The sequence below is a fragment of the Lentisphaera profundi genome (genome assembly GCF_028728065.1).
Lineage (GTDB): Bacteria > Verrucomicrobiota > Lentisphaeria > Lentisphaerales > Lentisphaeraceae > Lentisphaera > Lentisphaera profundi.
This window is the reverse complement of sequence record NZ_CP117811.1, coordinates 1469609-1496120: the sequence shown is the minus strand read 5'-3', so window position 1 is coordinate 1496120 and position 26512 is coordinate 1469609. Positions and strand designations below refer to the sequence as shown.

17 protein-coding genes and 1 pseudogene are annotated in these 26512 nt (G+C 41.9%); 13 read left to right on the top strand and 5 right to left on the bottom strand.

Annotated features, from left to right (window positions below; all coding sequences use genetic code 11):
- The first annotated feature begins 16 nt into the window (after positions 1-16).
- Entirely contained in the window at positions 17-1453 is a 1437-nt protein-coding gene (locus PQO03_RS05920) for a Kelch repeat-containing protein (RefSeq protein WP_274148650.1), read from the top strand.
- Between the two features lie 488 nt (positions 1454-1941).
- Here PQO03_RS05920 and PQO03_RS05915 read toward each other — a convergent pair whose 3' ends face one another.
- The 4 genes from PQO03_RS05915 to PQO03_RS05900 are packed head-to-tail and all read right to left on the bottom strand — an operon-like array spanning position 1942 to position 8887.
- Positions 1942-2094 (bottom strand): hypothetical protein, encoded by a 153-nt coding sequence (locus PQO03_RS05915; protein WP_274148648.1) that lies wholly within the window; start codon positions 2092-2094, stop codon positions 1942-1944.
- Positions 2095-2121: 27 nt separating this feature from the next.
- Positions 2122-3807, bottom strand: a complete 1686-nt coding sequence (locus PQO03_RS05910) for a hypothetical protein (protein ID WP_274148646.1) — start codon at positions 3805-3807, stop codon at positions 2122-2124.
- On the bottom strand, positions 3804-6317 hold the full coding sequence (locus PQO03_RS05905) for a hypothetical protein (RefSeq protein ID WP_274148644.1): 2514 nt from the start codon (positions 6315-6317) through the stop codon (positions 3804-3806). Before PQO03_RS05905 ends, PQO03_RS05910 begins: the two co-directional genes overlap by 4 nt.
- 2 nt (positions 6318-6319) lie before the next feature.
- The gene (locus PQO03_RS05900; RefSeq protein WP_274148642.1) at positions 6320-8887 is read right to left on the bottom strand and encodes a hypothetical protein; all 2568 of its coding nucleotides are present in this window, start codon (positions 8885-8887) and stop codon (positions 6320-6322) included.
- 190 nt (positions 8888-9077) lie between these two features.
- On the opposite strand from PQO03_RS05900, the gene PQO03_RS05895 reads away from it, so the two are divergent.
- From PQO03_RS05895 to PQO03_RS05850, 10 genes and pseudogenes are all read left to right on the top strand, one after another.
- Entirely contained in the window at positions 9078-9770 is a 693-nt protein-coding gene (locus PQO03_RS05895; RefSeq protein ID WP_274148639.1) for a hypothetical protein, read from the top strand.
- A 47-nt stretch (positions 9771-9817) separates the two neighbouring features.
- A complete protein-coding gene (locus tag PQO03_RS05890) occupies positions 9818-10786 on the top strand; it encodes an acetylxylan esterase (protein ID WP_274148637.1) in 969 nt (322 codons plus the stop codon).
- Positions 10787-10805: 19 nt separating this feature from the next.
- A complete protein-coding gene (locus PQO03_RS05885; protein ID WP_274148635.1) occupies positions 10806-10976 on the top strand; it encodes an alpha-L-fucosidase in 171 nt (56 codons plus the stop codon).
- Positions 10977-11069: 93 nt separating this feature from the next.
- Positions 11070-11849 carry a type II secretion system protein gene (locus PQO03_RS05880; protein ID WP_274148633.1) on the top strand — a complete coding sequence of 260 codons (780 nt, stop codon included), beginning with the start codon at positions 11070-11072 and terminating at the stop codon, positions 11847-11849.
- A 104-nt stretch (positions 11850-11953) separates the two neighbouring features.
- On the top strand, positions 11954-16666 hold the full coding sequence (locus tag PQO03_RS05875) for a LamG-like jellyroll fold domain-containing protein (protein ID WP_274148631.1): 4713 nt from the start codon (positions 11954-11956) through the stop codon (positions 16664-16666).
- A 715-nt stretch (positions 16667-17381) separates the two neighbouring features.
- Positions 17382-17834: pseudogene (locus tag PQO03_RS05870) on the top strand (acetylxylan esterase); the annotation flags it as partial.
- Positions 17835-17897: 63 nt separating this feature from the next.
- A complete protein-coding gene (locus tag PQO03_RS05865) occupies positions 17898-18026 on the top strand; it encodes a hypothetical protein (RefSeq protein WP_274148629.1) in 129 nt (42 codons plus the stop codon).
- A 158-nt stretch (positions 18027-18184) separates the two neighbouring features.
- Positions 18185-22894, top strand: coding sequence for a LamG-like jellyroll fold domain-containing protein (locus tag PQO03_RS05860; protein WP_274148627.1), 4710 nt, complete (start codon positions 18185-18187; stop codon positions 22892-22894).
- Between the two features lie 47 nt (positions 22895-22941).
- Positions 22942-23829 (top strand): MFS transporter, encoded by an 888-nt coding sequence (locus PQO03_RS05855; protein ID WP_274148625.1) that lies wholly within the window; start codon positions 22942-22944, stop codon positions 23827-23829.
- 107 nt (positions 23830-23936) lie between these two features.
- Positions 23937-24224, top strand: a complete 288-nt coding sequence (locus tag PQO03_RS05850) for a hypothetical protein (RefSeq protein WP_274148624.1) — start codon at positions 23937-23939, stop codon at positions 24222-24224.
- Positions 24225-24543: 319 nt separating this feature from the next.
- Here the strand turns inward: PQO03_RS05850 and PQO03_RS05845 are convergent, their stop codons facing one another.
- Positions 24544-25299, bottom strand: coding sequence for an AraC family transcriptional regulator (locus PQO03_RS05845; RefSeq protein ID WP_274148623.1), 756 nt, complete (start codon positions 25297-25299; stop codon positions 24544-24546).
- Between the two features lie 106 nt (positions 25300-25405).
- Between PQO03_RS05845 and PQO03_RS05840 the strand changes: the two genes are divergently transcribed.
- Together PQO03_RS05840 and PQO03_RS05835 are read left to right on the top strand one after the other, a co-directional pair.
- The gene (locus PQO03_RS05840; protein ID WP_274148621.1) at positions 25406-25687 is read left to right on the top strand and encodes a hypothetical protein; all 282 of its coding nucleotides are present in this window, start codon (positions 25406-25408) and stop codon (positions 25685-25687) included.
- Positions 25680-26501, top strand: a complete 822-nt coding sequence (locus PQO03_RS05835) for a phytanoyl-CoA dioxygenase family protein (RefSeq protein WP_274148619.1) — start codon at positions 25680-25682, stop codon at positions 26499-26501. The genes PQO03_RS05840 and PQO03_RS05835 overlap by 8 nt, the downstream gene beginning before the upstream one ends.
- Positions 26502-26512: the final 11 nt, after the last annotated feature.

Below are 26512 nucleotides of genomic sequence, written 5' to 3'. Positions count from 1 at the left end.
GAACCTAGGTATCACCATGAAAATACTCTTTTTACTGTGCTTTAGTCTTTGCCTCATGGCGGAAGATTTTGTTTTATCAAAGCAAAACAACTTTCCGGAATTTCCAATCAATACCCCTAAGCCTGCAAGTCAATGGCCCCAATCATCAAGTCAAAGAAGCTTTGATGTTTATGGTAATTATTGGACTTTAGTGGATAATGAAGTATGGCTCCTCAAAGCCAGCTCAAAACAATGGCGAAAGGTGGATAATGTGCCAAAAGGGAAATGGCAACACCTGATTAATGATGAAACTGGCAAGCTGATCATTGCAGATGATACACAAATTTTCAGATTGAATCCTTCCAAAGTCAATCAGGGCTGGAAAGATTATTCTAGCTTGATCCAAGGAGCCAAAATCACCGATCTTACCATTGCTCCCAGTGGAGGTATGCTGATCTCTTGTGATAACAATAAAATCATCGACCTCAAAAAGAAAGATCACATCACTGTGTATCAAACTAAGTATAAAATCGATAAAATTTTTGTTGATGACTTGGGGAGTATTTGGTTTAGATCCGGAAAGGATCACTACGTGAAAGAATCCTCCAAGGACGCCTGGCAACGCGATTGGAAACTCGTGGCTAGAATGCCCAGTGGAACTCATGACTTAGGCGGTGATGTCCTCGACGGGAAATTCTATATGGAATGGGCCTTAACAGGCATGTATGACTTCCCCAATCAGGGAAAATGTCACGAAGAGCTCCTAAGTTTTGATGGTGAAAAATGGAAAATAGAAGCCCATTATGGCATGGCACGGGCATACTGTGGCCTCTCCTACCTAGGAAACAACATTATCACTGCCGGCGGCGAATCTCGTGATGCAGAAGGTCAAAAAACTTATCCCCCGATTGCCCAATCCTTTGATATCGAAAGTAAAAAAATCAGTTCTCTTCCCGAGCTCCCTCTTGCACTTCCCAGTGCCCTCTCATTCAACCACCAAAACCGTTATTACCTCATGGGGTATGGACAAGAAAAAGAAGATCATAAAATTCACTTGTTTAGCTTGGCAGATGGTGATTCACAATGGCAAGTAGAAAACAAGGGACCTCTAGGCAAGGGTTCTTCCTATGGAGCTAAGCTCAAAGATAAATTTTACCACATTGTCGATCATAAATACCTAGCTATTTTAGATCTTGGAACTATGAGCTGGACAACTATTGCTGTCCCCAATTCACCTCGCTCTGCCGCTGTAGCTCACTATAAAGGGGAAATTTGGATCATGAGTGGTCGCAACAAAACTTCTGATCGCGATGTGTACATATTTTCACCAGGGAAAAACACTTTTCGCAAGGGGCCCCAACTGCCACACGGAATTATTTGGGGTACAGGCTTTAACTTAAATACTAAGCTCTATATAACAGGTGGCGTAGACGCCAGCACATTCAATAACGCAACCTATCAGTACCGACACTAGAGAGAATTTAGCATCTATACATTTATTTCGCTCAATCATTAATTTGATCTCATAAATTACATTGAGTCATCTAAATTCAGCCACGAATCATAGCCATTTTTTTTTCTAAAAATTTCTTATCTTTTTAGAGACTCATATGAGCTTACGCATAACTTTGCCATCGCATTCAATTATCATTCTTGTGCGTCATGGAAAGTAATCAAATCCACTTAATCTATTAATCTGGCAAGGATATAGATTGAATAAATGACTCTAAGTGAATGGTTTAATTGGGTGGGTCCAACACGCATATTTTTTGCCGGACTAAGGCTCTAGGGGCACAAAAGGGATCTAAATTGATCCAGGGCTCACCTGTGAGTCCGCTAGGATGTAGCGTGCTCCGTGAGGAGCATGACTAGGAGGAGATCATTCACGAGGTCCCAAACTCGGGTCCGACACTCTATGCCGGACTTACATGCGCAAGGTATTGCCATACGGGCGGATAAAAACTATTTCCCCGACCATGTGACATTACCGCTTGCTAATAATTTAACATCTTTTTTGCCCTGCCATTGAATCAATTTCTCCTCAAAGACAGTTACTTTCTCTCCAGCACTAATCCATAGTAGAGCCTTGTCAAATATCTCGCTACTTTTATCCACATTCATTACCTGAGAACAATTCTTCAATTACTCGGAGTTTAATATGCGAAAAGTATTGTGTACGTTTTTTGCTCGGCGAACGCCCTCTCCCTTACTTGTGCCCCATTGCCAGGCCACGACTTCTACAACAATTGGAAATTTAGCTTTTGGGGGGATCTCGGTGAAAATGAGTTTATTCCCCTGAATGATCGCAGGACCTGAATCCACATAGAAACGCACGGGTAAATCACTATTGCTCTCTGCCTTCAAGTGCAGCTCTTTCCTTCCCACTTTCACATCCTCGATATGATCAAATTTAATGGACTGACCCACATTAGTTTTTGGCTCACCCCAGCGGCTCATCTGAATGGGTTGACAAACCCCGCGTACTTTATTCGTACCTGTATGGCGAACGGCAAAGTACAATGGTGACGGCCAGGTTCTATCAATAGCCATTCGAAAGCGATTATTACCTAAAGGTTCAAAGGCACCGCAAACCCATTCCACAGTTGGTGTACCTGGCACTTTTGAAAGGGAAAGACCCGCCTGCTTAAATTCGGCAGGAAGTTTATCCATTACGACAGATTTCAATTCAAAAGTGATGCCGTCATCCAGCATTTTTACCACTGGAGCATTAGGATGCTTCTCTGTAGGATAATTCACATCGATATAGGAAATACCCCCAAAGCTGAATTTAAAAACTTCTCCATCCGTATTAGCTACGCCGACTAACTGGGATTCGGCGTCCCAATTATAATCACTTATTTCCTGAGCTTTGTTTGCTAGTTCTTTTGTGGGGTACCAAAAACCTACGCCATCCTGATCAGCGGCAAAAGGCGTCGGGACCTGTTCTTTTCTGTATGCAAGATCCGCACGATAAGTAGACGAAAAATCTATTGGCTTTAATTCACCTCCAGGATTTAAACGAAGCGGTACAATGGCATCGATAAATTCCGCCACATACTCAACCAAACGCTCGGAAATTTCGAAGTGTCCACTCTCGGGATCGAGCACCAGGCTGGCCGGCCAATCTCTTCTGGCTTTGGCGGTTTCTGAATACTTCTGATAAGACCTCAAACCCTCTTTATTATCTTTACCATTCCATATATTTAGATAATCTTTTTTGGTCTGACTCCACTCATGTGAGGTTCCGTGGATAGAGAGAAGAGGAACTTCCCAGGCTCTGTTGGCCATCGCGGGATCCTTGAGTGCGACCCCCGCAATTGAGCGTTCAGGCCGATGGTTTAATAGAGCCTGAACCATCAAAAGGTGTCCCGATTCACCAAGGGGAATCCAGGGAACCGTAGCAAGTTCCTTATAAGCAGAAACCTCCGCTAAGCGAACAAGAATCTTTTCTGCTAAGGCAACAATTTTTTCATTTTCTTTAGAGGCAAAATTATAGAAGGACCGCACACCCCAAAAGATGGCTAAGTCATGTTTACGGCAAACATCGCGTAATTTTTCATGTCCTACGAGTATATGCTCGGGTGCATTACTGCAGAGAATTAAAACACCTTTGACTTTTTTTGTTTTTTCAGGAATCCAAAGATAGCTAAGCGTTTTAGTGTCCGGCCCCTGCTTCCAGCCCGTCTCTTTCACTTCTACTTTAAACTGAAAAACCTGATTCACCGGCGAACGCATAGCCTCTGGCGACAAATCTGCAGCATTTAGATTAAATATTATTGCATTTAAAATACTAAGATAACATAGATTAAATATCTTGTTGTTTATCATTTGATTTCAACTATACACTTAGCTTGTCGCTGAATTTGTATACGAGTCCTTCCATCTTCTGCCTCACGGAAAGTAATCAAATCCACTTGGTCTGACCAAGTAAGTGTGAGCTGAGTTCTGTCTTCATTCCAGCTAACTTGTGCTTGCTCACCCCGTGGAGGATAGATAAGCGCTTTGAAGTTTGGGGCTTTAGCATGTGAATTGAACACTAACTTAGGGATGACTTTATCCGGCTGAGGTGGATTCTTACTGCGTACTTCTTTTATTTTGGGGGCATCTTCAAGTCCATCCGCACTGAGCATTTGTACCACTAATTGACGGTTTTTGTCGTCTCCTAAAATAGCCAAATCTTTTGACGCCTTATTTAAATTCACATCACTCGCCAAAGTCATTCCCCATTCGTAATGCCTTTTTTGATCATCTTTTTGTATGTCATCTACAATGAGAATATACGGATGCTTCCCACGTACCATACCTGCCGTACGAAAAGCTTTTTTCATGGGGATATCATGCTTTCTCCAAGCTGCTGAATTACTTCCCCCCATGCGTTGATCATAGGGCTTTTTGAGGCTGTCGTACCAATGAGGCCTCATATCCTGAGTTAAATTATAATAAGGGTATTCCGACGGCTCTAAGCGAAATTCATTATATGAATGTGGCAACATAACTTTTTTCTTTCTATCTTCTCCCTTCAAAGGAAAGAGGTAGTTGTGGGAATAATCATAAGTTATCTTCAAGTCACTAACTGTGAAACTCGTTAAGTCATTACTCACATGATCCACACATTTACCTGGAGCAATAGACACGCCCCGCCCGTCAATCATCACTGTGCTTCGGTTCATCGGCAAAAAGGCTTCCCTCACCTGACGCATTTTTTCGTAAATCCCCCAATAGCGACCATCGGCATATACATTAAAGTGCCCGCGGTCCGAGTACTTGTGTCCACCCGGCATGGAACGATTATTATAGTGAAAGTAAAGGGCATCAGGACTCCAGTCTGATCGCGTAATCATATTCCCCGTATCTACGCTAAAGTACGTTAAATCCTTATCTTTTGTTAAATCAGCATGAGCTTCTTCCCAAGTCTTACTATGATCAAAGTTCATCGCAAAAATGGCTTTGCAGAAACCGTCATAAGTTGAGAAATGATGCCGTAAATTAATGCGTTCAGAAAAACTGCCGTAGTCTTCTCCCATCGCACTACGATAAATAAAATCTATGGCCGGATCTTTGGGATAAAGTTTTTTGTAAACCAAAATATCTGGCAAGGAAGGGATACGAGTCTTTGTTCCTCCCTGGGAATCATAGAATGTAAATGGCCCTGAAACCCCACCAAACTCTTCATCTTTACGTCCCCATGGATTGAGCGCATGAAGCCAATATCTATTAAAAGTATTGCGAACATTTTGGTTCGCAAAAAAATACTCTCCTCTTCTCGCCATAATGTAAACTAATTCAGCCATGAGAAATTGTTTTCCCCAGCCTTCATGACTTTCTCCATCAGGAAAAATACTCAAAGAAAAGAACCACTTCATTGCCTGTACTGAATGCTGATAAGCCACCGGGTCGTATCCCTCTTCTCCTTCTATTGCTGCGAGCAAACACACGAGACGTGATGTCCATGAAATCCAATTACTGGAATTTGTTCGAATTGTACGCAGGTTTTGCGCACCCTGCAAAGTCATCTTATTCGACGCCATAACAATCGCCTCGCGAACTATATCTCTTTGCTCTTCATTCATAAAATGATAAGCCCAGTCGTACATTAAACCTAGAGCACCGTTCTGTGATGGATTCTTTGCCGTAACTCGAAAATCAATGCGTTTCGCCTGGGGGTTCTTTTCTTTAAATTTCTTAATCTCAGCGGCAATTTTTTTCTGATCAATCTTTGCTATGGTCACAATGGCCTTAGCCACTTGCTTACCACCTTCTTCATCCTGTTCAATAAGGCAACGGAAGGCTTCGTATAAAGCCCCGTAAGCTATGGAAATATTTTTATGGATCTCCACAGTTTCGTCGCCATTTACTAGCGCTTGATACCCTGCACTTGTAGGGCTGCCTTCTTTGCGAATATTATTGTTCAGCTCTTTATTGATTGAAGTCATGATCTTCTGCCCAGGCAGAGTCGTTTTAAGACGATTTCTTAAGTCAGGAAGTTCATCCGGTCCAAAAAAAACACGAGGATGAATCCCCGGCTTAGGTACTCGACGAACACTGTCGGGATCAAATCCGGTGAAATCATATTTCAGTGTGTAGGGTTTGGAAAAATGCTGCTGAATTTCTTTAGGTGAATAAGCGAAATTATTCTGATCTTCGAGCATTTTTAAATCCAAATGCTCTTCTACTTCCAATACCTCGCCTTGTACCATTGGAATATCGATATCAAACAAAGAAGTATTTGGACTTAATTCAAAACTCTTCACTTCCTCATTTTGCGATTGTTTTGTTGAGTTTTCGCATGCACAACAAAATAAAGTAATAAAACCAATGCTGAATATTCTACTTATCATAATTAATCTACCTCGCTAATTATCTTTCCATTACGTTCAATTACCACTCGTGTACGGCCACCATCTGCTTGGCTAAACGACAGTATATCAATTTGATTTTTCCATTGAATTTTGACTTCAGTCTTGTCATTATTCCACTCTATTTTTGGCAGTTCGTCACCTTGATAATGAGGAAAAAGCAAAACTTTGAATTTAGGTTCGCGGCTAAAACTCGGGATTACCAAACGTTTGGTCAGACCATAACTCCGTCCCTCTGGCCACTTTCTCGCTTCTTTAAAATCCGCTGTTTCGAGTCGTATTTCAGGATTGTGCTGAACATCTTTTGGAATAGTTCTCTCAAGTACTTTAATGTAGAGTTGTGAAGCTTTCTTTGGCCCCTTGCGCTTAAAAGTATAAGTAAATCCCCCTTTTATTAAGTCTGTATTTGAACCCAATAAAATTTCATCTGTATCAATTGAAATGAGCTCTGTGTCAGGATCAAACATCATATTCCAATCATAAGTATGCGCTTTATCATCCTTTTTAATATCATCCATAATTAGCACATAGGGGTTTTCTCCCCGAATAAGACCTGCCGTTCTAAAAGCTTTCTCCACTGGATTAAAGGGCACGCGCACCGGACGTGAATATTCATCCCACATTCTCGGATCACCCTTTTCGAAACCACGCCAATATTTTTCAATTTGCGGACTGCGATCGATATTGGCTTTCCAATCAAAATCGGGATGATCTTTTAACCACAAATCTGTATCCTCTACAAACCTTGACCATCTCGCATATTTTCTACGCGACTTATTCTTGTCGGCAAAACCTGATAAAGTTGGATGAAAATACCAATCATAGGCGTACTTACTGTCGCATACACCAAAGGTCGCGTGCTCATTATCAACTAAACTTAGCCACTTGCCCGGAGGCGCAAAGTAACCCTGACCTTTATAATCAATTGTCACCACACTATGATGACGACTTTCTATTCCTCTAAAATGTTCTGTTCCCCAGGTCTTTCCTGCTCCAGTGATAGAAAATATACCTCGGTCAGCATGTTGGTGATTGGGCGCAAAAGAATCAGCTCGACATTCAAAGTTAAGCTTGAGTTGATCTCTGCCCCATTTATTACGGGTGATAAGTTGATTGCGTTCAGGGTCAAAATGAGTTATTGCTAGTTCAAGTTCTGATCCTTTTTTATATTCCTCAAGGTCCTTATCGGGATCTACCGCAAAAATAGTTCTCAAAAGCATTAGCCCCTTATCAGTTTCGGGATCATCTGAACCTGTTAGAGTTTCAGCTAAGACATAATCCGCCAGCTCGCTATCTGGGTAAGCATTTTTAAACATTATTGCAGTCAAATCCAGCACGCCATCATTTCCACCATCTCCATGACTAAGAAAACGGCCATCTTCATTTTGTACTGACTGGGCATACCATTCCAATGACTTATACCAGTTATCTGTATTCCATAGGTTATCGCCATTGCGAGCGAGTGTTACCATGGCAGGCATCAACCAACGTAAACCAAATTGCGTGTAGGCAATAGCCTCGCGCGAGGCTCCTTTTTCCGACCAACCATAAGTCAGGTAGTCATTGATGAGTTCGCGCGCATGGTTATATACTCGTGCATCATTACCCTCTTCTCCAAGTGTTGCAGCTGCAGAACTAAGTAAACCACCGGAACCAATAGCTACCCAATTCCAATTACGAAAATGATGAGGCATATGTGAGCCCATAGTCGTCTTGCCATTGATAAATGAGTTAATCGTCTGACGACAAGTACTGCGATCAAGCTCATTCATCCACTTAAAATTAAAATCGTAAGCATAAACGTAAAATGGATCTCCATCAAAGGCCTTTCTTCTACCGCTTCGCCAAACATCTGAGTTCAGCTGACCATTTGGATGCATCTGATTGCCATCGCCATTAACTTGATTAGTACTTTCTATTTTTGCGGCTTTCGCATCCGCATCCATGGCATCAAAACGAGCCTGATAAATCTTTGCGAGGGTCGCAGTGGCTTTTGCAAGTTTTTCACCGCGTTCTTCATCGTTTTCAATTAAGCAGATGAAGCTATCAAATAACAATGGATAGACAAATGAATGACGGTGATGATAAGCCGTGATCGGTCCCTTACCTGCATTTTTATAATCACTTATTAAGTTGGCTGCTCTCTCAACATCTCCAGACTCTAATGCCTCTAAAGTATTGGAGTAAGCCGTTCCATCGGCACTCTGTACAGCCACACGCCTTTTCATATTGGCATAGGACTTAGTGCCCATTCGAGTGTTTTTTATACGCTTTTGGATTTTTGGAATATCTTCCTCCGAAAATAAAAGACGTGGATGAATTCCTACTTCTGGCATCTTGCCAAAAGCATTTTGCTTAAAACCTTTTTCTTGACCCACTCTCTGAATATCTATCTTAGGCGAATCCGGCCAAATGTAATTGCCATTGAGTATTTCTTCTGCCGTTAATTCTTCTGGAAGTACACCACGTGATTCTTGCCCAATTAGTTGGCATAGGCTGATTACATTTATACTAAGTAAAAATAAGAAGGGAATTTTTTTCTGAAGTTTCATAAATCACTCATTTGTTAAATTAAAAAAATCACATTGTAAAATATATACAGTATTATATTATGTATTACAATATAAATATTGGATTAACTATGAAATTCTTCTATGTACTTATTTGTTATTGTCTTTTACACTCCTTTTCATACCTAGAATCAGCAACAATTAAGACAAAAACAATAAATAAAAAAACATTATGAACTCAAAAACACTCCTAGATGATGACTGCAAAAAAGATTGGCAAGAAAATTGGTTCTTGGACTCAGTTGATTCAACGGTAAAAAATACTCCTAAAGGGATGATCCTAACTGCAGGTCCCGATCCAGATGATAATGCCCAGTCAATGGTCTTATGGACAAAGCAAGAATTTGAAGGAGATATTAAAATTGAATATGAATTTACGAGACTCGATAATTTAGATAGGAATGTAAACATCCTTTACTTTCACGCTCGTGGTATCGGTATTGGTCCTTACAAAGAAGATATTTCCAAATGGAATCACCTTAGGACAAAACCTCGTATGCCTCTTTATTTCCTCAATATGAAACTTTACCACATATCATATGCAGTCAACCGTTATGACCTTGAGGGGGAATACCTAAGAGCGCGCCGCTACCCGTCAATATCTGATGAGAAGTTTAATAAAAGTACAGAAATACCAGGAAGCTATTGGAATACAGGCTTATTCAAACCTGGAGTAAAATATAAGCTCATTTTTGAGAAGACCGGAAAAAATCTCAGTATGAAAGTTCGTGGACCTGAAATCAATAAGGAATTTTCTTGGAAACTAAACAATTTTGCCGAGCTAAAACAAGGGCGAATAGGCCTTCGCCTTATGTCAGGTCGCAGTGCTTTAATATCCAATTTTAAAGTGAGTAAAAAGATTTAAATATTTTTATGATACAATTTCCAAATCCTTAAATAGAGAGAGCCATCATGCCTGCCTTTGACTTTTCAATTGAAAAACTCCAAACATATAGGGGCTCAAGCCCCTGCCCTGATGACATAGATCAATTCTGGGACCGCAATATCACCGAAATGAAGGCGCTTGATTTCCAAGTCGAACTTATCCCTTCAAAATTTCAGTTCCCAAATGCCGAGGCCTTTGAACTCTACTTCACTGGTGTTGATGGCGCTCGTGTTCACGCCAAATACCTAAGACCTAAAAATATCTCCAAGCCCATTCCAAGTGTCATCGAGTTTCACGGCTATGGCTACCACTCAGGTGAATGGTCGGAAAAACTCTCATGGGTTAACTCTGGCTTTGCCATTGCTTCTATGGACTGTCGTGGGCAAGGAGGTAATTCACAGGACACCAGCGCTGTTTTGGGTAACACTCTCAAAGGGCACATTATTCGTGGCATCGATTCAGGGCCCGACGCCCTGCTCTTTAAAAAGATTTTTCTGGACACAGCTCAGCTCGCCAATATACTCATGTCATTAGACGAAGTCGATGAAACTCGTTTGGCCGCTATTGGTGGTTCACAGGGCGGTGCTTTAGCCCTCGCATGCGCAGCTCTAGAACCGAAAATAAAACTCTGTGCACCGCACTACCCTTTCCTGAGTGACTATCAGCGCGTCTGGGACATGGACCTGGACCAAAATGCTTATGAAGAACTGCGCAATTACTTCCGCTACCATGACCCACTCCATGAAAGGAAAGAACAAGTATTTAATACTCTGGGCTATATTGATATCCAAAATATCACCAAGCGCATCAAGGCAAAAACCTTCATGGCCTGCGGCCTCATGGACCAAATCTGCCCACCTTCAAGTCAGCACGCTGCTTACAATAAAATCACTGCAGAAAAAGATATCGTTTATTACCCAGATTTCGCCCATGAACGCCTCCCCGGTTGGGCTGACCGAGTTCACCAATTCATCTTAAGCAATATTAATCCTTAGAGTATAAATTGATAATAATGTGAATGACTACAGCGATTTGAGAGAAGAAAAATATAAATCTGCTGAATGGATGTTGGACACTTACAAATACCTTCGTGATCGCGGTGCTAATCTTCTAATCAATGTCAGTCCAAGACCGAATGGAGAACTCCCGGAGACTGTCTACCAGCGCTTTCAAGAAATTACATAAAAGCTTTGATAAACAATTACATAAAATCACTTACACCGCTTGACTTTTTATAAAATAATATATATAATACATATTATAATACATGGAGATCTTATGAAAAATAAAACATTTACCCTGATCGAAGTTCTTGTTGTCGTAGCTATTATTGGCATTTTGGCTTCTTTACTCATGCCCTCATTAAAGAAATCTCGTGAATCAGCTAGAATAGCGATCTGCCTTAACAATCTAAAGCAACATCACCTTGCTATTAACCTCTATACAGATGATAACGATCAATACCTCCCCTCAAATTTCAGTGATCCCAATAATGCTTTTTTAAAGCAAATAGCTGCTTACTTGGGAACAAGTCGTGAAGGCTATGAATGCCCTGGCGTCTCCGAAGGAAAGTTTGGTATTGATTCAGTTGGCACCCTAACTCTTGCTGACGGTAGAGAGTTAACTGCCCTTAAGACTTATTATGAAAATTCTTTCCGCTACCTTGATCTCCCCGGTAGTGGCGGCCCCGCCCATCGTATAGCAATGGGACTTTTCAAATCCAATTATCATAATAAAATTACGGAAGTTGATCCCTCCACCATTGCCATGCATGACTACGTCAGAAACTGGAGTGCAACTCAATCCACCGCAGAAGGAATAGGCGGTAAAAGTGATGGTCGCGGAGTCAGCATGGGCAATCACCTAAATAAAGGTGCAAATTCACTACATATTGATGGCTCAGCAAGATTTGTAAAAACAAATAATTGGATGTTTGACTCCGAATATAAAGTCACAAATAATACCACCTGGTGGCGGGAAAATGAAGGTAACTTTGGCATTTTCCAAGCTAACATGGAACCAGCTGGTACGAGGTTTTACTGGAATCCCAATTATTAATTCTTTCAAGCTTCGGCTTACGGAAAACCCAATCAAAATCTTGACATAAGATATTGAGAAAAATTTATTAAGTAAAATCAAAACTCTTTTAACAAGGACTCTACATGAACTCTGTACGAAAAATCATTTTTGCTGCTCTTTGCTTTGCAAGCTCCGCAAGCCAAGCTGAAGACCTCTCCAAGGTTTACAAAGGCGAAGAAAAATTTCATAAGGGAAGTTACGGCGCTCCTGGTGATTATATCCTCAATGGCGAATTAATTAAAGATCTGCCTCCTCCCCTAAAAGTCCCCCTGGATTACAAAGCGCCGGGTTTTGATACAAGCAAACTCACCCCGCCCCCTGCAGTAGGAATTCATCCGCGTATTATCATCGGACCGGATGATATCGAACGCTTCAAAAAGGTTTATACCTCTGGTAAAGACGCTCCTCGAATTTTTCGTGTTCAGATGGAGGATATGCGTCGCGAAGCTAAAAATTGGAAGGTTCCACAAAACTTCGACTATCGTTCAAGCCCCTGGGGCGGGGACAGTAAGATCGCCGGTTGGGCGCTCTACGCACTCATTACCGAGGATAATGAACTAGGTCGCAGGGCCGCAAAAGCAACTGTTGATCACGCCCTCTATATGGAAGGAAGGCTTGATATTCTCAACAAAATGAAAGAAGTGGAAGCCATTAAAGATGTGGGCTATGATTTTCTTCGTACTGGAATTAAATTCGGCCTTGTTGATTATCATACCGCTTATCATCAGGGAGGCTTGAAGCGAGTTAATGAACTCATGAAGAAACATGGGGCAGCTGTAGTCAAGAAAGACATCAGCGGCTCCTATCTAAGCCTTGCCTTCGAGTATGACTACGCCTACCCTTTTATGACTGAGAAGGAACGTACCATTGTACGCCGAACAATCTCTAAGAGTACTTATGGTAAATACACCACGGGCATGCAAATTCCCGGCCATATGTATATTAACAATCACATGTCCGGTGCAGCAAATCAAATTTATCTGGCACTCGCTATTGAAGGAGAGAAAGGGTACGACCCGCGCGTAGCAAAGATGGCGGAATGGAGTCTTAAAAATAAACTGAGCTACGACTTATCGTCTGATGGCATTACCTATGAAAACAACAAGGGTTTTATTCCCATGTTGCCAATACTCGCCATTGCTAAGCGCCAGGGTCCTGATCATCCAGAGAATTTATTAAAACATAGTCACCTTCTTTCTCGCGCAAATTCAAATATAGCCCACGCGCGTAAACTCTATTATCGCTATTTTGGTGGATCCCGTCGTCGCCCTGATAATACCCCTCTTGATAAAATTATTACGGGTCAGGATCAGCCGCGCTACTGGCGCGCCTCTGGTGGTTCTGGAACGGGGGGTCACCTTGAGTTCTGGTCGGTATTAAAACATTTTTATCATGAAGATCCCAAAGTTGACTTTGTGTGGAACTGCAAACTACCCGGCGCCCTTGAGTACTATGAAGGCACGGAGAAGGAAAACTGGGGTGGGAAAATCCATTATATGTATTTTGATATGAAGGCGCTTAACCTGCTCACCGCAACAAAGATGACCGATTACAATAAGCAGGACAATCTAAAACAATTTGATGCGGTACAAAAACACTGGTTTGATAAAGAACGAGGCATTATGTCAGCTCGAAATGACTGGTCTGCCAACTCCATGCTAGTTCACCTTGAAAATCGTATAGACCAGTTTTATATGGGACACGAAAGTCCACAGCACGGTGACTTTCAGCTATGGGCTGACGGCATTTCGTGGGTTCCTAACGGCGGTGGATATTTAGATACCAGTTTTCGCAATATGGTAACAGTGGACGGTCTGGCTAGTATCTTCGCTCCTGTTTCCGGCGACACTATGACCGCTGTTGGTACCGAGCAGACTGCTACAACTGTTTCTGAAATGACGACAGCTTACCAGTGGCGTAAAAGCTGGAATGGTCTTCGTTACCTTGATCATCCTGGACTGACGACTGCGCCGTACCAGATGAAAGGCTATGCGAAAGCAGCCTATCAGATCAATCGTTTTAGTGAATTTGCCTACTTACCCGCTATCAAAGAGCATTATGACGGATTCGCTCATCTTGACTACGGACCCTGGCACGGCGAAACCCGTGGCCCAGAATACTATGTAAAATGGAACGACCCCATGGATCATGTTTTTCGCACCCTACATTTCGCCCGGGGTGATAAGCCCTATATGCTTATTATGGATGACCTTCGCAAGTCTGATAATAAAGATCATCAGTTTGACTGGCGCATGCTGGTCACTGGCGATGCGGTTCTCTACAAGGTCACCACCGCTGTTGGTAACCGCCATACAGATATGAATACCGAGGGCAAAATTGGTACTGACATGATATTCACTATGAAAGATGACAGCTACAATCGTCAATATAGCGGTGCCTACTACGTGGGTCTTCAACCAAAACCTAAAAAGGGTGATCCCATGCTTTTGGTTCGTGTACTTTGGCGAAATACCAACTTCCCTTTTCCCGTACCTAATGTGCAGCGCACCGGTCTTTTCAACATGGTCTCTGTGCCGGCCTTCGGTAAAAGTCCGGAGTACCGCATCATGATCTTTCCTCATCATTTTGGTGATAAACTTCCTAGCACCGAGTGGTCGGATGACCGGACACGCTTGACAGTGAAGGTAGGGAGCAATATCGATGTCTATGACCTTGACCAGACCGACAAAGAACGCACCGTTTTCAGTATGTCTCGCAACGGTAAGAAGGTGACTGATTCTGGCGCTAAACCTGCACAGCCAGAACTTGCTGAGCGTGCTAAATTCACAGTCGACCAAAATCGTCCTGAGTGGCGCGCACCACGCGTAATCAGCGGTCCAACTGAGGTGCTCTTTACTGCAGGTAAGCTTGGCTCCGAGATTCGCTACACCTTAGACGGATCCGTTCCAGGCCTTTCTTCTTCTCTTGTAAATGGACCTATTACCATTGATAAGAGCTGCGTACTAAAGGCTCGCACTTACCGCGCAGATTGGCGCTTCGGGAAGGACAACTGGAGTGATACAGTAAGCTTTACCTATGAACTGCAGAAACCGCAAAAAGCCATTGCTATTGAGGGTAAAACTCCGGGACTAAAGGTGCAGGGATTTGAAATCAAGACTACGGAATTTGATGAAAAGGGATTCTTTCAAGGTGGGAAGAATTCACTGCCTAAGCTTGGTCTGTATAAGCCGCTTGTAACCAAAGCTTTTGCTGACCTGACAATTCCAGTGATGGACGGTAAGCTGGATGGCAAACATATGATGAAAGCCTTCTATGCATTTGAAGGCTATCTTGAAGTGCCTGAAACGGGAGCCTACTCCTTTGAGCTTACCTCAAATGGTCCAATAGACTTCAAGGTGGGTGGCCAACAGATTATTCTGGTCGATAAACAGTTTGGTCTCTCCTACAAGCCACGCTACGGCGAAGTAGTTCTTCAAAAGGGATGGCATACCCTGCATATCACAGTTTGCGACCCTGTCTTCTGGAAAGGTGACGCAGAGGAACAGTACGGCATTAGTCTTAAAGCTCTTGCTCCAAGTGGCGCTGACTATGAAACAATTGCACCTGAGCGTTTTATGCGCAATAAAGATGGTCTCAAGTTAGAAAATGTTGCTGAAAAAGTATCGACTCTTATACCGGCCTCAAAGGGCATAAAAGTGGTGCCAGGCCTAATTGAACGTCGTTACGATCGGCTCGATATCCTACTGGCCGACTACAAAACGGTTCCGAACTTCCGGGATCAGGCAGGATTTGTTCCAACAAGTGGATTCAAGCCAGCCTATTTTGATGTCGAAGGTGCAAAACCTTATTTGAGTCGGTCCGTGGATCTTATGGAGCGCAATGATTCGCCTAGAAAACTAGTTGAGTACAGTGGATACTTGCGCATTAGTCGCGATGGACTGTATACCTTTAGTATGCCCGAAAGCCGAAGTGATTCAGCACTACTTATTATCGACAATCAGGTGGTGGTTCGACGCCAAGTCGATGCACCTAAAACTGATGGTGTTATCGGCCTTGAAGCGGGACTGCATCCCTTCAAGTTACAGGTTGCAATAGGGCAGGCATTAGTCTCGGTAAAACATGAAAAAGACGCAGGATTTCAATTTTTGAGCTCTGCCGCTTTTGCCCGTGATGCAGCGTATCAGGCTCCAAAATCCAAAGCTGTATCCAGCAATGATATACCTGGTCTATTAGGACATCTATCATGTGAAAAACTTGTTGGTGAGAGCACACCGATCACGAATGGAAATGGTGCAGTGGCCCTAGTTGAGGGAGCTACCATCATCCCCGACGGTGTCAAAGGCAATGCCCTCGCTCTCTACGGCGATGTAGCTACTATGATGATACGTGGTCTGAAACAACGCGAGGATGCCTTTACAGTCTCTATGTGGATCAAGTTCAGAGACAGAACCGAGGACCTCACTGTCTTTGGTCAGGCTTATGGCCCCATTAGCTTCCAGGTACGTGGAACCCGGGCCTCTCACATAAAGGCCGAATGGGGTCGCGGTATTGGCCACTCATCATGGACTGCACCACAAGAGATGACGGTCCCTGGAAAATGGTTCCATGTTGCCGCTACCTATGGCAAAGAGACCGCCGTATATTTCAATGGCAAAAAGGTATCGTCTGCCCAAGCCCTGCATTGGAAAAAGCGCATCGGCAACGGCTACTTCGCCGATCATGGTGCGATTCTCGCCGGTAAAAAACCAACCGCCTTTGACGAGTATCGTATGTACGATCGTGCTCTCACAGCTGAAGAGATAAAATCGATCTATGATTTCGATCTTAAAAAGTAAGGGTCAGACTTGATCCAATAAACGCTATTTCCCGCGCCCGAGTGCCTAGGCACTCGGGCGCTTTATACCGGGGCGACCAGGTGAACTAATGAAGGTTTTGGAGTACAAATGAGAAACTATATTTATTATGAAAGTAAGTGGGCCTGAACTTGAAAAGGAATTTTCCTGGGAACTCGATGATTTTGCCGAGTTAAAACAAGGACGAATTGGACTTCGCCTCATGTCAGGCCGCAGTACTTTAATATCCAATTTTAAATTTTCTAAAAAGGAACTTATGAAATAGAACAATGATTTCTAAGACTGCTTAATGACAAATGATTTTTTTATACTTGGTGCCCTCTGAAACTGCGGCTCGCTAGATCTACCCCATTGATAGGCTGCCACCGTGATCTTAATTGGCCATTTAGCTTTCACTGGGATTTTCGTGAAGATGAGTTTGTCTCCCTTGATCATTGCTGGACCTTCGATGACACAAAAGCGAACGGGCAGATTCGAGTCACTCACGGCCTTTAGGTCAATCGCTTTGACACCGTAAAGCTGATCGGGAATATCATCAAAAAGTATCTTTTGTTCTTTTCCTTCTTTATTTATTTTGGGAGTGCGACTCTGATCACTTGTTCAGCATAAATGTATTTTTCATCACCGGAGTGATAAGCCATAAGTTTTAAATTAGCTCCTTTATTTAAGGAAAAACGGTTGTGCCTCAGACGAAGTCGATGAAACTCATTTGGCCGCCATCGGAGGATCACAAGGCGGTGCTTTAGCCCTCGCTTGCGCAGCTATAGAACCGAAAATAAAACTCTGTGCGCCCCATTATCCTTTTCTTTGTGATTATCAGCGCGTTTGGGATATGGACCTCGATCAAAATGCTTATGAAGAACTGCGCAATTACTTTCGCTATCACGATCCACTCCATCAAAGAAAAGAACAAGTATTTAATACACTGGGCTACATTGATATCCAAAATATCAGCAAGCGCATCAAGGCAAAAACCTTCATGGCCTGTGGCCTCATGGATCAAATCTGCCCCCCTTCCAGTCAGCATGCTGCTTACAATAAAATAACTGCAGAAAAGGACATCGTTTATTACCCAGACTTTGCTCACGAGCGTCTTCCAGGCTGGGCCGATAAAGTTCACCAATTGATATTAAGTCATATTGATGATTAGAGTATAAAATGGCAATAATATGGATGTCTAGAGCTATTTAAAAGATATAAATCGGTTGAATGGATGTTGGACACTTACAAATATCTACGTGATCGTGGCGCCAAGCTCTTGCTCAATGTCAGTCCAAGGCCCAACGGGGAACTCCCGGAGATTGTTTATCAACGCTTTCAAGAAATCCAAAGAAAGCTTTAAGAAGAAAATAAAAATAGCAACTTGATTTTTTACATTGTGATATATATAATACATATTATAATACATTGAGCACTTATGAAAAATAATTAAAATCGTGACATAAGATATTGAGAAAAATTTATTAACTAAAATCATAACTCTTTTAACAAGGACTCTGCATGAACTTAGTACGAAAAACCTTTTTTGCTTCTCTTTATTTTGCGACCTTCGCAAGCCAAGCTGAAGATATTTCAAAAGTCCATAAGGGTGAAGAAAAATTTTATAAGGGAAGTTACGGTGCTCCTGGTGATTACATCCTCAATGGCGAATTAATTAAAGATCTGCCTCCTCCCCTTGAAGTCCCTGTGCATTACAAAGCTCCAGGTTTTGATGCTTCAAAATTAAGTCCAGTACCCAAAGTGGGTATTCATCCAAGGATTATTATTGGTCCCGAGGATATCGAGCGCTTCAAAAAAATTCATAAAATGGGGTCAAAGGCACCACGTATTTTTAAACTTCAAATGGAGCAGATGCGTCGCGATGCAGAAAAGTGGAAAGTTCCGGCAAATTTCAATTACAGAACAAGCCCGTGGGGTGAAGACAGTAAAATCGCTGGTTGGGGCTTATATGCTTTGATCACTGAAGATCAGGAATTGGGTGAAAAAGCCGCAAAAGCTACTGTTGAGCACGCTCTCTATCTTGAGGGTCGAGTCGACATTCTCAACACAGATCCTATTGCAGCCCCCATAAAAGATGTGGCTTATGATTTCCTTCGTAGAGAAGTCGTTTTTGGGCAAATAGCTTATCACGATGCCTATTATCAAGGAGGAAAAGCAAGAGTAGAACAATTGTATAAGAAACATGGAGCTACTTTAAAAGGATATGACTTCAGTGGAACCCATTTATCTTTAGCCTTTGAATATGACTATGCTTATCCTTTCATGAGCGAGCAAGAGCGCACGGTTGTCCGTCGCGTGATTTCCAAATGCACTCTTGGTAAATATACCACTGGTATGCAAATTCCCGGTCAAATGTACATCAATAACCACATGTCTGGGGCCGCCAACCAAATCTACCTTGCCCTAGCTATTGAAGGCGAAAAGGGCTATGACCCCCGCGTCGCAAAAATGGCTGAATGGAGTTTAAAAAACAAACTTAGTTATGACTTATCGTCTGATGGTATCACCTATGAGAACACCAAAGGATTTATCCCCATGCTTCCAGTTCTTGCCATTGCTAAAAGACAGGGGCCCAATCATCCGAAAAATTTACTCAAGCATAGTCATCTTCTAGCAAGAGCCAATTCCAACCTCCAACACGCTAGAAAAATCTACTATCGTTTTTCTACCGAATCACGTCGCCGCCCCGATGGCAAAAGTCTTGATAAAATCCTCACTGGTTTAGATGAAGCACGCTATTGGATGGCGTCAGGCGCATCCGGCTCAGGTGGTCACCTTGAGTTCTGGTCAGTAATGAAGCATTTTTACCCAGAAGACAAGTTAGTGGATTTTGTCTGGAATGCTAAACTCCCAGGAAGTTTAAGCTATTTCGAGGGCACTCCAAAAGATAATTGGTCAGGGAAAATTCATCATAATTGGTTTTCACTTAAAGCTATAAACTTGCTCACAGCTACCCAAATGACTGATTATAATAAATTAGACAACTTGGATGAGTTTAAAGATGTAGAAAAGTTTTGGTTTGATGATGAACGTGGCATCACTTCTGCTCGCAACGACTGGTCAGCTGATTCCATGCTCTTTCACCTAGAGAATAGAATTGATCAGTATTACATGGGACATGAGTCACCTCAGCATGGAGATTTCCAAGTTTGGGCAGATGGTATCCCTTGGGTAAGCAATGGCGGTGGCTACATCGACACAAGTTTTAGAAATATGGTAACGGTAGATGGCCTCGCAGGTGTTTACGCACCCATTTCTGGAGATTGGATGACTGCAAAAAATACCGAAATTGCTTCTAATTCCGTATCTGAAATGACTTCCGCTTATCAATGGCGCAAAAGTCTTAATGGCCTGCGCTACCTCGATCATCCTGGCCTTGAATCCATGCCATCTCAAATGCAGCCATTTGCCAAGGAAGCCTATAGCCTAGATCGCTTTTCCGAGCTTGCCTACCTGCCAAAAATCCGCGAACACTACGATGGCTTTGCCCACCTAGATTACGGTCCTTGGCATGGTGAAACTCGTGGCCCCGAGTACTACTATAAATGGAATGATCCCATGGATCACGTTTTCCGTACAACTCACTTTGCACGTGGTAAAAGACCGTACTTACTTATTTTTGATGATTTACGAAAAGCAGATGACCAAAATCATCAATTTGATTGGCGCATGATGATCACTGGTGATGCCGCTATTTATAGCTCAAATCCCAAAGCAAAAGGTCGACAGGCAAGCAAGAGTACCAATGGTGTAATTGGAACAGATCTTATTTTCTGCATGGCTGACAAAAAAATAAATAGACAGGACGGCAACGCATGGGGCTTACGCTACATTGAAATGAAGCCTAAACCTAAGAAAGGGGATCCCATGCTTCTTGTGCGTATTCTTTGGAGAAATACTAATTATGTATTCCCAGTACCCAATGTGCAGCGCTCTTATTCCTGGAACATGGTTTCGGTCCCTGCCTTTGGTAAAAGCCCGGAATACCGCGTTATGGTTTATCCCTATAAATATGGTGAGAACCTGCCTACAACTGAGTGGTCTGATGACAGGACCCGCCTAACAGTCCAAATTGGCGAAAATATTGATACATATGACTTTAGCCAAACTGATCGCGAAAGAACAGTTTACTCAATGAAACGCAATGGCAAATCTATTATTGACTCCAACGCACGTCCACCAAAACCGATCTTTGACTCCAGTAGTAAATTCACCGTGGATCAAAACCGTCCAAATTGGCGCGCTCCGCAAATTTTGGTCGATACTTATCCAGTTAAATTTAAAAACATTAAACCAGGAGCTCAAGTCTATTACACCCTTGACGGTAGTGAACCAAATGCGCAGTCCGCAATTTACGATGGCACTTTGATTATCAATAAAAGCTGTACTCTAAAAGCCAAAACCTACCAGGCCGACTGGCGCTACGGGAAAGAGAATTGGAGTGAAACAGTAAGTATAGATTTCGAAAAACAAGCGCCTAAAAAAGCTTTGACATCAAAACCTCAATCACAGGGACTCTTAGTCAAAGGCTATGAGATAAAAACCACAAAGTTTGATGAGAAAGGCTTTTTCCAGGGAGATAAAAATTCACTTCCAAACATTCAACAATACACACCACTCATGACCCATGCGGTCAAAGGTTTTTACATCCCAAAAATGAACAATACGGTAGACAGCAAATGGATGACTAAAGCTTTCTACAATTTCAGTGGATACATCCAAGTACCTGAAAGTGGCACCTATTCCTTTGAACTAGAATCTGCCGGTCCCATTGACTTTAAAGTATCTGACCAAAACATCATTCTTGTTGACAAGCAATATGGTCTTTCCTACAAAAAACGCTATGGCGACATCGCACTCTCCAAAGGTACGCACAAGTTTGACCTCACGGTATGTGATCCAGTTTTCTGGAAAGGTGACATGGAAGAAGACTATAAAATAAATCTCGCTCTTAAAGCACCAATATCTATTGAATATATAGCTCTTGCTGATTCAGCCCTCAGTCGCAATGCCGACAAACTTAAGGCTTTGAGCCCTTCAAAGTTTAGTCAAAAAAATATTGCCGCAGAAAAGCTCCAGGTTCTTCCCGGACTCATTCAAAAAAGATATGATCGTCTCGACATCATCCTAACTGAAGAAGCTAAACAAGCTCAAGGTAGATCTGAAGCTAAACTCATAGCTGCCTCCGGCTTAGCTCTAGAGTATTTCGATGTGAGTTCCGCAAAACCCTACTCAGTAACAATTGCAGACCTAATGATAAGCAGTAATTCTCCTCGAAAACTGCTAGAGTACGAAGGCTACATTCGCATTGGCAAAGACGGCGTTTACGAATTTGATTTGGCTAAGGGTAGCGAAAATGCTTCTCAACTGATCATTGCCAACAAAGTAGTTGTCCGTCGCAGAGTTAACGCAGATAAAGTCAATGGCAAGATCGCTCTCAGCAAAGGGCTTCATGCTTTCCGTTTCCAAATTGCCATGGGCTCATCTCTCATACGAATGAAACATGAGAGTGAAAGCGACTTCCAAACTCTAATTCCCGCCGCCCTCGCCTATGATTCCCATTACAAACTCCCAAAAATTACCACTGGAAGAAACAAAGACTTACCAGCAGGTTTAATCGCTTATATGCCCTGTGATAAATTAGATCTGGGATCAAGCCCAGTTCTTGATAGCAAGGGTGCTTCTACAGTGATATCCGGTGGACAAATTATCAATGATGGAATCAGAGGCAAAGCTCTTGGTATTTATGGCGAGGCCGGCTTCATAAGCTTTAGCGGTCTACGTCAGCGTGAAGATGAATTCACTATTTCAGCTTGGATCAAATATAAAGATAAGCCTCAGGATATTGTTCTATGGGGAGAAGCCTATGGCAATCTGACTCTTCGTTGCCGCGCTAATCGTTTCATTGCCAATTGGAATAGAAATATTGGCAATGTTGATGTCAGCCTTGATAAAAACAAGCTTCCAGCAGATAAATGGTTTCATATAGCCGCTACTTATGGTGAAAATGTAACTATCTATTTTAATGGTAAAAAAATTGCTCAAAAGCAGGTACTGAATTACTCCAGTCGTAAGGGCAACGGTTTTTTCCAAGGCGGTAAATTTATGCACTGTAATAATAAGCCGACCGCAGTGGATGAAGTCCGCCTTTTTGATAGCGCGCTTAGTGCTGAAGAGATTAAAAAGGTTTTCAATATTGATAAAAAATAAAAATTTACTGGCCTTGTATTACAAGGCCACAGAAGTTTCTTGCCTGTATGAATAAATCCCACAAGGACTCAATTGATTTTCCTTTAGCCCGAAAAAACATTATATGGTGCCAATGCCTTGGCATGCTCCCCCTGATGTTTCTCATCAATGGCTTTATGCTCAATTATTGTAAAAAGTTTGGTTTAAGCGACTCAGACGTCATGCTTTCACTTACTGTACTACCCAACATCTTGATGGTTCTACTCATCCTACCAGTGGCTAATCTTTCAGATAAATTTGGCAAAAAGAAAATAGGAAATCTCACCAATATTCTTTGCCCAATAGCCTATTTAATCATCTTGTCTGCTTCCTATTTTAAGGAACACTTTTTACTTATCATAAGTACTGGCTTAATCGTCTATCAATTGGGCCATATCTTTACCGTTTCTAATTGGTTTGCCCTTATGGAGCCACTCATCGAAAAAGGGAAACGCGGGCGCTTTCTCGCCGTTTTAAGAACATCTTGGCAAGTCATTGCTCTTATTGCCACGATGCTCTCTTCATGGGCTTTTTCTCTTTCAGATGATAGCAATATTTACCGTAGTATCATTATAATTTTAACACTCTTCTGCTTAATAAGAGCCATTTTCTATGGGCGTATTCCCGAAGTCAAAACCAGTAGAGAAAAAGCTAATAAATTTAGCGATGCTTGCAAACACCTTCTCCATAATAAAAAGTATATCTATTTTTGCATCTTTTGTTTTCTCATTGCCTTCTTAGGATCAAGCCTAGCCACCACTCTCAACCTCTACCAAATTGGTGCCTTAAACTTTAGCGAAAGCAATGTCCTCACCATTTCTTATATCAATATGACCGGCGCCACTGCTGGCTTTTGGCTAGGGGTTGGATCAGCGATAAATACTCTCACGATCGCCTCTTTAAGATATCTACCCTAGTCATCACCTTCTTCCTCATTTGCTTTACTTTCAGCCGTCACTTCCCTGTAAGTTACATGCTCAGTACGGCTCTGATTGCGTTTTTAATTAATACCTGGATATCTGCCATGCATATTGGCATCAGTGGCGAGGCCATGCATGTCGTTGACGAAAGAGACAAATCCTTTGGCATCTCCCTGAGCTTCATGCAAATGGCACTGGGAACGAGCGTCAGCTCCATTATCTGTATGAAGTTTTTAGAGATATACCAAGGCCGAACTTACTTATTGATGAATTTAGAATTCAATCACTACGAAGCTCTACTCGCGATAATGGCTGGGTTTATGTTACTCATCAGTATTTATGGCTTTTTTGCCTTCCGTCAGCCACCCAATACAAAGGTTCTAACAACTTAGTTAATAATAAAAAATGAACACGATTATACAGTTAACGGTGCACACTTGAGTTCACCATCGCAAAGCGATGGAACTTTAAATAGGCCCACATGAAATGTGGGTACATAGATGACAAAAAATACTAGTGCCTTCCATGAGAAGGCATGGGGTGTTTTTTGTCGATCATAGACCTAGGATTTCATCCCAGGCTAATCAAAGTACTATGGCTTAACCATAGCGAGCCAAGAACTATCACAAAAACTTATCAACATCGTTAACTGGGTAATTGTGAAACTGAATACATGAACTGCATTCACTTATTCAATTCAGTTCTAATCATTTAGTAAGGAGAATAAGCAAGGTACTCTGTTGGTGTGCATTTGTTCATACGCTTAAAAAATTGATAGAAGTAAGCTTCGTCCACAAAATTAAATTCTTTCGCTATGTGGTGGTATTTACGATTTTCATTTTTAATAAAGGTACAGATCTCCTGATTGAGTCGCTGATTGATATATTGCTTGAGATTAAGCTTGTATTTCTTTTTAAAATCTCTCGATAGTGCTTCATGACTCATTCCCACATGTCGAGCTATATCCTGAACGCGTAACTGGGCATCCAAATTTTTATTAATGTAATTCATCAATTTTTGATCTCTTGGACTAGGTATACTTAAGTCATACTCGCATAATAAGTCTTGTATATGAGGAATAAACTGCCACAGACAAGATCGCGCATGAGCGGCTTTATATTCGCAGTCTTTTAGAACTTTTGGATCAAAAACTTTTTTAATTTCATAGACTTTTTCTAGCTTATGCACAAGATCAAAACCCGGCGGAATAATAAAGCGAAAGGAACCCCACACTTTCTCTATATACATAGCTGTATTTAAATTCATTTCTAAGCCGGCTGGTAGAACATACATATTGCCTGGATTCAAATCAAATTCTTGCCCACAAAAGTCAATTGTCCCTTGTCCATCGAGTATTAAATAAAAGATCGTTGAGCTTTGTTTAATACCTTGATAAGACCACTGAGAACTCTTGTAATATTTAATGAAATCAAGCTGTAAACGAAGCTTATCTGAATAATTAATCATTTCTATCATATCAAAAAATCACAGTAATTCATCAATTAAATACCTTTTATATATCAATTTTTATAATATATAATCTTTTTAGATAAAAACTAGCTAGGAAAAAATCATGTCCGAATTACGTCAGCAATTACTCATACTCTACAGTTCAAATAGCTCACCCGATTCTTCCACAATAGGCTATTCAATGTACGATGGCAGTTCCGATGTTATGTCTCCTCATGAAGTGGATACGCCCATGCCCTACGACACAGTTCTAGATGCCATGCGCGACGGCTGGCGAGTCATCCAATACCCGTCACTGGGAAGGCAAAAAGGCAATGAGCTTGAAACTGATTATCTTGAATTTGAATTTGTCTTAGAAAAAATTGTAGAAAAATCCCATGAATAATTTACTCAATTCAAAAGAAATGGCATTATTCACAAAGCAAGGCTTTTTACGCTTTGATGAAATGATTGATACAGATCTCTGTAAAGAATTTTTTAGCTATATGGAAAACCCCGAGTCAAAACAGTATCAGCCACAGGGACAATTATTGTGGGATGTTTGGGATGAAAAAAGTCCCATAGGAAAAATTATTCATCATCCTGACATGATAAAACTCATTCATAGCCTCGTAGGAAAAAAGCCTCGCTATGACCATCACTTTCCCCATAAGACTCACCCCGGAAAAGGCCTGCAACACCTGCACCAAGATGCTGAGTACGACATGAGAGAACATCAATTCGATATTCAGATCTCTCTTTACCCGCAAGATACCACCTTGGAGATGGGAGGCACGCGCTTTTTACCTTCAAGCCATTTTAGAAAAGTGAATGAAGCTACCATCGGGCGCTACCAGCATATTCGCGGTATGCAGCAGATGGTTTGCAAAGCCGGCACCGTTCTGGTTTGGCATACTGGCCTCTGGCATGCGGCTCAGCCAAATATCAGTGAAAATAAAACTCGCTATATGTTTAAATTACGCCTCAACCCCATGGAAAAGCAGCAAAGACTTTTTGATACTTTCGATCTCAATGATGTCGAGGTATCACAAATTCTTAATCAAACTTATCTATGGCATGGCCAAAGTCACCGTCGTGAACTCTTCAATCGCATTAAGTTTTGGCGCTATATAAGTGATCAGCCAGACTACGATTTGGATATGTGGATGACGAGAAATGAAAACAGCACTCATTATTACAAGCGATCACAAGTCACCTAAGCTCTGATTTC

Bases quoted from the DNA above. Each gene is read 5' to 3' on its own strand.
- PQO03_RS05890 (WP_274148637.1), top strand. From the start codon at position 9,818: ATGCCTGCCTTTGACTTTTCAATTGAAAAACTCCAAACATATAGGGGC.
- PQO03_RS05905 (WP_274148644.1), bottom strand. From the start codon at position 6,317: ATGATAAGTAGAATATTCAGCATTGGTTTTATTACTTTATTTTGTTGT.
- PQO03_RS05845 (WP_274148623.1), bottom strand. From the start codon at position 25,299: ATGATTAATTATTCAGATAAGCTTCGTTTACAGCTTGATTTCATTAAA.
- PQO03_RS05920 (WP_274148650.1), top strand. From the start codon at position 17: ATGAAAATACTCTTTTTACTGTGCTTTAGTCTTTGCCTCATGGCGGAA.
- PQO03_RS05840 (WP_274148621.1), top strand. From the start codon at position 25,406: ATGTCCGAATTACGTCAGCAATTACTCATACTCTACAGTTCAAATAGC.
- PQO03_RS05900 (WP_274148642.1), bottom strand. From the start codon at position 8,887: ATGAAACTTCAGAAAAAAATTCCCTTCTTATTTTTACTTAGTATAAAT.
- PQO03_RS05865 (WP_274148629.1), top strand. From the start codon at position 17,898: ATGTTGGACACTTACAAATATCTACGTGATCGTGGCGCCAAGCTCTTG.
- PQO03_RS05855 (WP_274148625.1), top strand. From the start codon at position 22,942: ATGAATAAATCCCACAAGGACTCAATTGATTTTCCTTTAGCCCGAAAA.
- PQO03_RS05910 (WP_274148646.1), bottom strand. From the start codon at position 3,807: ATGATAAACAACAAGATATTTAATCTATGTTATCTTAGTATTTTAAAT.
- PQO03_RS05835 (WP_274148619.1), top strand. From the start codon at position 25,680: ATGAATAATTTACTCAATTCAAAAGAAATGGCATTATTCACAAAGCAA.
- PQO03_RS05860 (WP_274148627.1), top strand. From the start codon at position 18,185: ATGAACTTAGTACGAAAAACCTTTTTTGCTTCTCTTTATTTTGCGACC.
- PQO03_RS05880 (WP_274148633.1), top strand. From the start codon at position 11,070: ATGAAAAATAAAACATTTACCCTGATCGAAGTTCTTGTTGTCGTAGCT.
- PQO03_RS05895 (WP_274148639.1), top strand. From the start codon at position 9,078: ATGAACTCAAAAACACTCCTAGATGATGACTGCAAAAAAGATTGGCAA.
- PQO03_RS05875 (WP_274148631.1), top strand. From the start codon at position 11,954: ATGAACTCTGTACGAAAAATCATTTTTGCTGCTCTTTGCTTTGCAAGC.
- PQO03_RS05850 (WP_274148624.1), top strand. From the start codon at position 23,937: ATGCATATTGGCATCAGTGGCGAGGCCATGCATGTCGTTGACGAAAGA.